General features: G+C 39.1%; 2 protein-coding genes and 2 pseudogenes. All 4 read left to right on the forward strand.

Features of this window, described 5'->3' with window-relative positions:
• Positions 1 to 132, forward strand: a pseudogene (locus ACFINM_RS09645) (DUF3792 domain-containing protein); the annotation flags it as partial.
• Positions 133 to 363: 231 nt separating this feature from the next.
• Positions 364 to 513 carry a hypothetical protein gene (locus ACFINM_RS09650; RefSeq protein ID WP_375641282.1) on the forward strand — a complete coding sequence of 50 codons (150 nt, stop codon included), beginning with the start codon at positions 364 to 366 and terminating at the stop codon, positions 511 to 513.
• Positions 514 to 577: 64 nt separating this feature from the next.
• Entirely contained in the window at positions 578 to 1768 is a 1191-nt protein-coding gene (locus ACFINM_RS09655; protein ID WP_375641284.1) for a hypothetical protein, read from the forward strand.
• A pseudogene (locus ACFINM_RS09660) lies at positions 1765 to 2061 on the forward strand (MFS transporter); the annotation flags it as partial. The gene ACFINM_RS09655 and the pseudogene ACFINM_RS09660, both read left to right, overlap by 4 nt.

Genomic DNA, 2061 nt, shown 5'->3' on the forward strand with positions numbered 1-2061 from the left:
GCGACTAAAGCCACAAAAACAGCCTCCAATATGGGGTGGTGGGGCTTTTTAGGAAGTCTGGTAGGCGCCATTATTTCCAGTGTTTTTGGCTATTATGGTTATAGAAGCCGTAAAGACACTTTCATGCTTTAAAACGTCTACCTGTCTACCTTTAAAGCAAATACATAAAAAGCTGCACTATGCGTGCAGCTTTTTTTGTAAATTCTTCTTAATCACTCTAAAATTCAGCCCTCTTATTTAAAATGCTCTTTGCAATCAACATAACATTTGACAAAAAATAAAATCTATACTAAGAGGAAATAAGTGGTAATTTTTTTATTTTGGTTATCATTGTTTTTTTATCAACTATAAGGGGGGAAATACATGAATATTTCACTTAATGAAGTAAAAGATGCTGTTGAATTGACTGCTGACGAAGTTGTGCCAACTGCAATGCTTACTAAGTATGCACAGCGTAACGATATTCAAATTTGTCAAAATGAGCTTGATGTGAATGGTTCGTTAGAAGTTTAATAATGTATTGTTGATACAGATCTATTTACATATCCAACTTTAAAAATTAAGCTTATTTAATAGCATGTTTCAGTTATTTTCAGAGAGCTTTTCTCAAAAAATTTGGGCTAAGCAAGCAGCTGAATTATCAATTTCACACATCCCTTTCGATGAAAGGGATGTTTTGAATGCTTTAAGACAATACGCTCTACATCCTCATAAACTCTTAGCTCTTAATCCTAAATCCGAAGTAGTAACAGTGGTTAATGGAGTGCGGAGTCCACGTCCTCTTTCAAACTTTCTTGTTTTAGATACGGATAGAACTATAGAAGAATATACTGCCCGCGTTGACCAATATGCCGAAGGACAAGAATGGGCGGTCATGTATTATGGATTATACGCTGCAACCCCTGTTCTATGGGATGTGGCAAAACAATTTGCAGATCAATTAGCTCATTCTTTAGGTTTTAGGCCTGGTGGACGCGTAGATATTGACTGCTTCATTGGCCGGTATTCTTCTACCCATGTTGGGATCCATGTAGATCACGCTCATAATTTTGGTTTTACTCTACAAGATGGCAAAACAATGTTTGCATGGCCCAGTACACGAGAAGACCTCCAAGGGCTAAAATATCCTGAATATGAAGCGCATAAATTAACAGCAATTGCGCTGCAAAACCGTACAGACCGTGTTGCCTACTTTCCCCATGATGCTTTCCACGTTGCTGAAACTGGAAAAAATATCGCGGCAAATATCAATATTGCTTTTTGGGAAACAGCACACGATGCACAACATCATAAAAATTATGTCACGCATTTACTCCATCTTGATGATCGAACGCGACATGATATCCGCGCATCAGGAAGAGCAAATTTAAACCCTGATAATGCTTTTCAACACTCTGCACTAAACTCCGCCATCGCAAATGGTACCTTAAAACGCCATATGCTGGTTTCTCAATTAATTTGTGATACAAGTTCACGTTTATGCATCGGTCGCCCCCTTGTTGACGTCTCCGAAATTGAAAATGAAATCACTCTTCGCCCACCTGCAACCCTGCAATGGGTGCCCTTAACTGAAACAAAAGAACTGCTCATCGCAGCAAATGGGCATTGCGCCAGTTTTGAGTATAGCTCTCATCTAGAACATTTCCTTTCTCAACTTTCATCAGGAAAAAAATTAGATCTAGCAAAATTAAATGATAAACCACATGACACAGCACAGAAGGAAATTTTAAAAGCTGTAAAAGCTTTAGCATGTTGGGGAGCATTGTGACAAAGAAAAAATCCATGATTTTTACCCAAATGGGACTTTTCCTTGTTTTGGGCTTTAGCAGCTTTGCCGATGAAACAGCACAAGTTACATTTGCTCTACACTTAGCAGAAAGCACAGCATCTATTTCAATGCTGCTGTTTGCAGGGCTTGTCGGGGCAATTTGTGCCGGACCAATTGCACCACGCCTCTTGCATCGCTTCCAACCAGCGCGAACAATACCCATTGTTTTATTGTTTGAAGCACTCTTTATAGCCACAGCTGCAATCGCCAACCAATTTTGGGTTTATATTGCC

The organism is Bartonella sp. AA168HLJHH, assembly GCF_042197365.1.
Taxonomy (GTDB): domain Bacteria; phylum Pseudomonadota; class Alphaproteobacteria; order Rhizobiales; family Rhizobiaceae; genus Bartonella.

Excerpts from the sequence above, each read along its gene's own strand:
- ACFINM_RS09650 (WP_375641282.1), top strand. The coding sequence starts at position 364 with ATGAATATTTCACTTAATGAAGTAAAAGATGCTGTTGAATTGACTGCT.
- ACFINM_RS09655 (WP_375641284.1), top strand. The coding sequence starts at position 578 with ATGTTTCAGTTATTTTCAGAGAGCTTTTCTCAAAAAATTTGGGCTAAG.